The organism is Intrasporangium chromatireducens Q5-1 (assembly GCF_000576575.1).
Classification (GTDB): domain Bacteria; phylum Actinomycetota; class Actinomycetes; order Actinomycetales; family Dermatophilaceae; genus Intrasporangium_A; species Intrasporangium_A chromatireducens.
On the sequence record NZ_AWQS01000619.1, the window covers coordinates 1 to 345 of the forward strand.

The window sequence follows — 345 nt, forward strand, 5'->3', positions numbered from 1 at the left end:
AGCGGTAGTTCGGGTCCTGCGGCAGGAACGGCGTCGCCTCCTGGTAGAGCACCTCGCCCTTGGCATCCCGGACCGTGATGACCGGGGTGTAGCCGTTGCCGAGGAGGAACACGTCCGAGCCGTCGATGGCGAGCGGGTGGTTGACGCTGATCTGCTCCGGCACGGCCGGCGCGCCCGGCTCGGACTGCACCGTCGTATGGGCGATGAAGTCCCGGGGCTGCCCGAAGCTCTGGCCGGGGGCCTGGATGAAGTCCGCCTGGAACCGGTCGACCTGCAGCACGAAGTTCGGGATCCGCGACGGGTCCACCCACGGGCCGGGCGAGAAGGTGTTGTACGTCGAGACCG

Annotated in this window: 1 protein-coding gene; it reads right to left on the minus strand. The window is 69.3% G+C overall.

Annotation, left to right across the window (positions count from 1 at the left end; genetic code table 11):
* Nucleotides 1–345, minus strand: a 345-nt coding sequence (locus N864_RS23150) for a cytochrome c biogenesis ResB family protein (protein ID WP_034723235.1), incomplete at both ends; no start/stop codon positions are given.